The 6,130-nt window shown below is 69.1% G+C and carries 5 protein-coding genes and 1 pseudogene; 3 read left to right on the forward strand and 3 right to left on the reverse strand.

The genetic code is table 11. The features are described from left to right. The coding region (locus QZ753_RS01560) for a mannitol dehydrogenase family protein (RefSeq protein WP_294640594.1) at positions 1-1,118 on the reverse strand (1,118 nt) is incomplete at its 3' end. A 96-nt stretch (positions 1,119-1,214) separates the two neighbouring features. Beyond that, on the reverse strand, positions 1,215-1,655 hold the full coding sequence (locus QZ753_RS01565; protein ID WP_294640595.1) for a MarR family winged helix-turn-helix transcriptional regulator: 441 nt from the start codon (positions 1,653-1,655) through the stop codon (positions 1,215-1,217). 254 nt (positions 1,656-1,909) lie between these two features. On the opposite strand from QZ753_RS01565, the gene QZ753_RS01570 reads away from it, so the two are divergent. Next, positions 1,910-3,493: an aldehyde dehydrogenase (NADP(+)) gene (locus QZ753_RS01570; protein WP_294640597.1), complete on the forward strand. Its 1,584-nt coding sequence runs from the start codon at positions 1,910-1,912 to the stop codon at positions 3,491-3,493. 43 nt (positions 3,494-3,536) lie between these two features. On the opposite strand, the gene QZ753_RS01575 is transcribed toward QZ753_RS01570, so the two are convergent. Continuing rightward, positions 3,537-4,448 (reverse strand): LysR family transcriptional regulator, encoded by a 912-nt coding sequence (locus QZ753_RS01575; RefSeq protein ID WP_294640599.1) that lies wholly within the window; start codon positions 4,446-4,448, stop codon positions 3,537-3,539. Positions 4,449-4,706: 258 nt separating this feature from the next. On the opposite strand from QZ753_RS01575, the gene QZ753_RS01580 reads away from it, so the two are divergent. Both QZ753_RS01580 and QZ753_RS01585 read left to right on the forward strand, forming a co-directional pair. Next, positions 4,707-5,915: an ABC transporter substrate-binding protein gene (locus QZ753_RS01580; protein ID WP_294640601.1), complete on the forward strand. Its 1,209-nt coding sequence runs from the start codon at positions 4,707-4,709 to the stop codon at positions 5,913-5,915. Positions 5,916-5,932: 17 nt separating this feature from the next. Further along, a pseudogene (locus QZ753_RS01585) lies at positions 5,933-6,130 on the forward strand (ABC transporter ATP-binding protein); the annotation flags it as partial.

A 6,130-nucleotide genomic window follows, 5' to 3' on the forward strand; every position in this document is an offset into this window, starting at 1 on the left:
AGGGCGAGGCGTCGCAACGTGTCGGCGATCGCGGGATTGGCGAAGCGCGACGTTACGGTGGCGAGGTAGTCCTCGCGGCTGACGCCCTCGATGCCGGGCGCCGTCGGCAGAAGCTCGTTCTCCTCGACGTCGCGGAAGAAGCGCGCCACGAGATCGTCGCGCATGGCGTCGTGTGCGTAGGTCAGGCCGAGAAGCGCCGCGGGATAGGCGATGGTCGCATGGCCCGCGTTGAGGATGCGAAGCTTCATCAGCTCGTAGGGCGTGACGTCCTCGACGAAGGTGACGCCCACGGTCTCGAGAGCCGGCCGGCCGTTGCAGAAGTTCTCCTCGACGACCCACTGGATGAAGGGCTCGCAGAAGACCGGGCGCTTGTCCTCGATGCCGGTCTCGTCGCGCAGCGATTGCGCCTGCGCCGGGGTCGTGGCGGGCGTGATGCGGTCGACCATCGAGTTCGGGAAGGCGACGGCGGTCTCGATGTGATCGGCGAGCGCGGCGTCGGACTTGCGGGCGAGGCCGGTGACGAGCTTGCGCGTGAGATCGCCGTTGTGGGGCAGGTTGTCGCAGCAGAGCACGGTGAAGGGCGCGGTGCCTGCCTTCTGCCGCTCGGCGAGCGCCGAGACGATCAGGCCGAACACGCTGCGCGAGGCGGACAGGTCGGCGGCGTCGGCGGCCAGGTCGGGATGGTCGAGGTTCGGCTTGTCGCCGGAGAGGTAGTAGCCGCCCTCGGTGATCGTCAGCGTGACGATGCGGATCGCGGGGTCGGTGAGGACCGCCACCGTGGCGGCGCGGTCGCCCGGCTCGACGAGGCGGACCACGGACCCGATCACGCGCGTGCGGCGGACACCCTCATCGACCTCGGTCACGGTGTAGAGGCCGTCCTGCGCCGTGAGGTCGGCGAAGGCCGCTTTCTCCTCGGGTCGCACGCCGAGGCCGACGACGGCGAAGTCGTGGTCCGCGCCGGTCGCGAATAGGTCGTCGAGATAGACGCACTGATGGGCGCGGTGGAAATTGCCGACGCCGAAATGCGCGATGCCGGGCGTCAGCGCGCCGCGATCATAGGCCGGCACGTCGGCCGTCTTCGAGATTTCGGCCAGATTGCCGTTGCCGAGCGCCACCATCGTCGATCCTCCCTCGCGCGGCGCCGTCCTCGGCCGCCGCAATCGGGCGTTCTCATAGCGGATAAGTCGCCGCTCCGCACCAGTGGCCGCGTCGGGTCAGGCCGGATCGGCCGTATTGAGGGCGTCGCGGATCGACACGAGCTGGTGCCGCAGATCGTTCAGCTCGGCCATGGTCGAGCCGCTCGCAGCCTTCGCCGCCTCGGGCAGCGGGCAGGCGTCCTCGCGCAGCGCGCGCCCGACGGGCGTCAGCGTCACGTCCACCACGCGCTCGTCGCGCAGCGAGCGGTTGCGGCTGACGTAGCCGGCCGCTTCCAGCCGCTTCAGGAGCGGCGTCAGGGTGCTCGAATCGAGGAGCAGCCGCTCGCCAATGCTGCCGACCGTCTGCGGCTCCTCCTCCCAGAGCACCATCATGACGAGGTACTGCGGATAGGTCAGCCCGAGCCGGTCGAGCCTCGGCTTGTAGAAGCGGTTGAAGGCGTGAGTCGCGGAATAGATCGCAAAGCACAGCTGCTCGTCGAGGAGAAGGTCCTTGCTCATCGGTGCTGCCGCCACTTCTTACAAAGGAATACCAACCTCACATGCCGCAATGCGCCTTCGTACGCAACACTTAGGTTGTCGCGGCTGATGCAGCGGCACCAGCATCCCCCTGCCGATTGCATGTTGACGCCCCTATTTGTCCGAGGAAACCGTCCCAAAGGGCCGCGCGAGGTTCCCTCCGCGGCGTCGAGGCTGTAATCGGAGCGCGAAGCGGCGCCCGCGCCGCACGGGTCGGGACACGACGGAGACCTTTCATGACCATCCAAGGCGAGCAGATCATCGGCCAGGCCATCTCCAAGGGAGGGCAGGGCACGGTCTACGGCATCGAGGCGGCGACGGGCGAGAAGCTCGAGCCGGGCTTCGGCGGCGCCAGCCGGGCCGACCTCGACCGGGCCTGCGCCCTCGCGGACGCGGCCTTCGACACCTATCGCGAGACAAGCCTCGAGGATCGCGCCAAGTTCCTCGAGACGATCGCCGACGAGATCCTCGCGCTCGGCGACGAGCTCGTCGAGCGCTGCATGGCGGAAAGCGGCCTGCCGCGTCCGCGCGTCGAGGGCGAGCGCGGCCGCACCATGGGCCAGCTGCGCCTCTTCGCCGGCGTCCTGCGCGACGGCGGCTATCTCGATGCGCGCATCGACCCGGCGATGCCGGACCGCCAGCCGCTGCCGCGCCCGGACCTGCGCCTTCGCAACGTGCCGGTCGGACCGGTCGCCGTGTTCGGCGCCTCGAACTTCCCGCTCGCCTTCTCGGTCGCCGGTGGCGATACGGCCTCGGCGCTCGCCGCTGGCTGCCCGGTCGTCGTCAAGGCGCACTCGGCCCATCCCGGCACGTCCGAGCTCGTCGGGCGCGCGGTGCACGCGGCGGTCGAGAAGTGCGGCATGCCGGAGGGCACCTTCTCGCTCCTGTTCGCGGCCGAGCGCGCCATCGGCGAGGGCCTCGTCGCCGACCATCGCATCAAGGCGGTCGGCTTCACCGGCTCGCACACCGGCGGAACGGCGCTGATGAAGATCGCGGCCAACCGGCCGGAGCCGATCCCGGTCTATGCCGAGATGAGCTCGATCAATCCGGTGCTGCTCTTCCCCGGCGCGCTTGCAGAGCGGGGCGCTGCGATCGGCAAAGCGTTCGTCGGCTCGCTGACGCTCGGCGCCGGCCAGTTCTGCACCAATCCCGGTCTCATCATCGCGATCGAGGGCGAGAGGCTCGACGCCTTCCTGAAGGGCGCCGAGGAGGCGCTCGTCGCCGCGCCCGCCGCCGTCATGCTGACGCCGGGCATTTGCTCGGCCTACGCCAAGGGCGTTGCGGCGGTCGAGGGCCACGCCTCGGTGTCGGTTGTCGCCAAGGGACAGGCGGGCGAGACGCTGCGCGGCCAAGCCACGCTCTTCCGCGTCTCGGCAGCCGACTTCGTCAAGTCGACCGAGCTGCAGGACGAGATGTTCGGCTCGGCCTCGATCGTCGTGGTGTGCCAGGACGCCGCCGAGATGAAGTCGGTGGTTGCCGCGCTCGAAGGCCAGCTCACCGCCGCGATCCACATCACGGAAGGCGACCACGAGGCGGCGCGCGCCGTCCTGCCGCTCCTCGAGCGCAAGGCGGGCCGCATCCTCGTCAACGGCTTCGGCACGGGCGTCGAGGTGGCGCATGCCATGGTCCACGGCGGACCCTATCCGTCGACCGCCGACGGTCGCTCCACCTCGGTCGGCTCCAAGGCGATCGACCGCTTCCTGCGCCCGGTCTGCTACCAGGACCTGCCGGACGGCCTCCTGCCGGACGCCCTTAAGGACGCCAACCCGCTCGGCCTCTGGCGCCGGATGGACGGCAAGATGACCGCACCGAAGGCCTGAACGGCCTGACGCATATGAGAAGGCCGCCTCCGGGCGGCCTTTTTCATGAGAGGAGCGGCGCGCCCGCGAAGGTGTCCGCCGCCGACTGCGCGGCGTCGCGGATGAAGTCCGACAGGAGGCGGATGCGCGGTGCGGCGACGAGATCGTCGTGGCAGATCAGCCAGTAGGCCCGCTCGATATGCACCTCGCGCGGTAGGACCGGCACGAGGTCGGGATGGCGGCTGGCGATGAAGAAGGGCAGGACCCCGAGCCCGAAGCCGGCGCGCGTCGCGGCGAGCTGCGCCTGGATGCTGGAGCTCTGGTAGCTCGCACGCGTGCCGGGCAGGACCTCGCGGAGGTAGTCGAGCCCCGGCGCGAAGATCATGTCCTCGATGTAGCCGATCACCGGATGGGCGGCGAGATGCGCTGCGCTCCGGATCGGGCCGTGCGCGTCGAGATAGCCGCGCGAGGCATAGACGAAGAGGCGGTAGGACAGGATGCGCTCGCGCCGGTACGGCCCGCTCGACGGCGAGTGCAGAGCCACCGACAGGTCCGCCTCGCGGCGCGACAGCGACATGATCTGTTGGATCGGCACGAGCTCGATGAGGAGCGCGGGATGGCTGCGAGCGAGCGCCGGCAGATGATCGGCGAGGAAGAAGTTGCCGAACCCTTCCGGCGTCGCCAGCCGCACCGTGCCCCGCGGCGTCGCCGGCCCCTCGGTCGCCGCTTCCGCGAAGACCGCCGCGTCGCGCTCCATCGCGTCCGCCCGTTCCACCAGCCGTTCGCCGAGCGCGGTCAGCCGGTAGCCGCGCGGCGAGCGCTCGAAGAGGCGCACGCCGAGGTCGCCCTCCAACCGATCGAGCCGGCGTGACACGGTGACGTGATTGGTGCGCAGCTCACGTGCCGCCGCCGACAGCTGGCCGGTCCGCGCGACGGCGAGGAAGAAGGGCAGGTCGTCCCAGGAAAAGTCGCTCATGATCGTCTCCGTCTGTACGTTTTTGTACAGGTCATTTTCGGAAATGAACATTCATCTGCCGGCGAGGCGATGCTAGCGTTCCCACATCGTCAGCATCGCGGGGCGGGAGGCCTCGGGTGCTGCAGGCGAATGATCCGAACCCGCGCGATCGAAGGACGCGGGACGGACGGGGAGGTTGGCGAGAGCCGGGGCGGGCGAGATCCACCCTGGCGAACGTGCTGTCTTCCCGACGTTCGTCGCAACCTGGGAGGACACCTGATGACCCGACTTGCCGCGCTTTCGACGCTTCTTCTCGCCGCCACGGTCCTGCCGGCCGCCGCCCAGGTCTCGGACGGCAAGGTCAAGATCGGCATCCTCAACGACCAGTCCGGCGTCTATGCCGACTTCGGCGGCCGCTGGAGCTTCGAGGCGGCGAAGATGGCGGTCGAGGACTTCGGCGGAAAGGTGCTCGATGCGCCGATCGAGGTCGTCACCGCCGACCACCAGAACAAGCCCGACGTCGCCTCCAACATCGCCCGCCAGTGGTACGACACCGAGCAGGTCGATTCGATCATGGAGCTGACGACCTCCTCGGTCGCGCTCGCCGTGCAGGGCCTGTCGAAGGAAAAGAAGAAGGTCACGATCACGACGGGCGCCGCGACCGTCGAGCTCACCGGCAAGCAGTGCAGCCCCTACGGCTTCCATTGGGCCTACGACACGCACGCGCTCGCGGTCGGCACCGGCGGTGCGCTGGTGAAGCAGGGCGGCGACAGCTGGTTCTTCCTCACCGCCGACTACGCCTTCGGCTATTCGCTGGAGGAGCAGACATCGAACTTCGTGAAGGCCAACGGCGGCCAGGTGCTGGGCTCGGTGCGCCATCCGCTCTCGACCACCGACTATTCCTCGTTCCTGCTGCAGGCGCAGTCGTCGGGCGCCAAGGTGATCGGCATGGCGAATGCCGGCCTCGATACGGCGAACGCGGTGAAGCAGGCCGCCGAATTCGGCATCGTGCAGGGCGGCCAGCGGCTTGCCGCGCTCCTCTTTACGCTCTCCGAGGTCCACGGCCTCGGCCTCGAGGCGGCGCAGGGCCTGTCGCTCACCGAAGGCTTCTACTGGGACCGCGACGACGAATCGCGCGCCTTCTCCCAGAAGTTCTTCGATCGCACGCAGCGCATGCCGAACATGATCCAAGCCGGCACCTATTCGGCCGTGACGCAGTACCTGAAGGCGATCCAGAAGGCCGGCACGGACGAGACCGAGGCCGTCTCCAAGGCGCTGCACGAGATGCCGGTCGAGGACGTCTTCGCGCGCGGCGGCAAGGTCGGCGCCAACGGGCGCATGATCTACGACATGTACCTCATGGAGGTGAAGACGCCGGCCGAGAGCACCAAGTCCTGGGACTACTACAACGTGCTCGCCACCGTTCCGGGCGCGGAGGCCTATATCGACCCGGCGAAAAGCGGCTGTTCGCTGGTCCCGGCGCAGTAAGCGGAGCGCGAGACGACATGGCAGGCGCGCCTCAGCGCATCGAGCGGCCGGGCAGCGTCCCGGCCGATGGTCTTGCCGTGGGGGCGAAGGGCGACGTCGTCCTAGCCTGCCGGGGTCTCCGGCGCGATTTCGGCGGGTTCGCCGCGGTCAAGAACGTCGACCTCGACGTCCGCCATGCCGAGGTGCATGCGCTGATCGGGCCGAACGGGGCAGGC

Origin of the sequence: uncultured Aureimonas sp., assembly GCF_913775355.1 — a bacterium.
Lineage (GTDB): Bacteria > Pseudomonadota > Alphaproteobacteria > Rhizobiales > Rhizobiaceae > Aureimonas.

What these genes read in the sequence shown, in the direction of transcription:
- QZ753_RS01580 (WP_294640601.1), top strand. Translation starts at nt 4,707, where the DNA reads ATGACCCGACTTGCCGCGCTTTCGACGCTTCTTCTCGCCGCCACGGTC.
- QZ753_RS01565 (WP_294640595.1), bottom strand. Translation starts at nt 1,655, where the DNA reads ATGAGCAAGGACCTTCTCCTCGACGAGCAGCTGTGCTTTGCGATCTAT.
- QZ753_RS01570 (WP_294640597.1), top strand. Translation starts at nt 1,910, where the DNA reads ATGACCATCCAAGGCGAGCAGATCATCGGCCAGGCCATCTCCAAGGGA.
- QZ753_RS01575 (WP_294640599.1), bottom strand. Translation starts at nt 4,448, where the DNA reads ATGAGCGACTTTTCCTGGGACGACCTGCCCTTCTTCCTCGCCGTCGCG.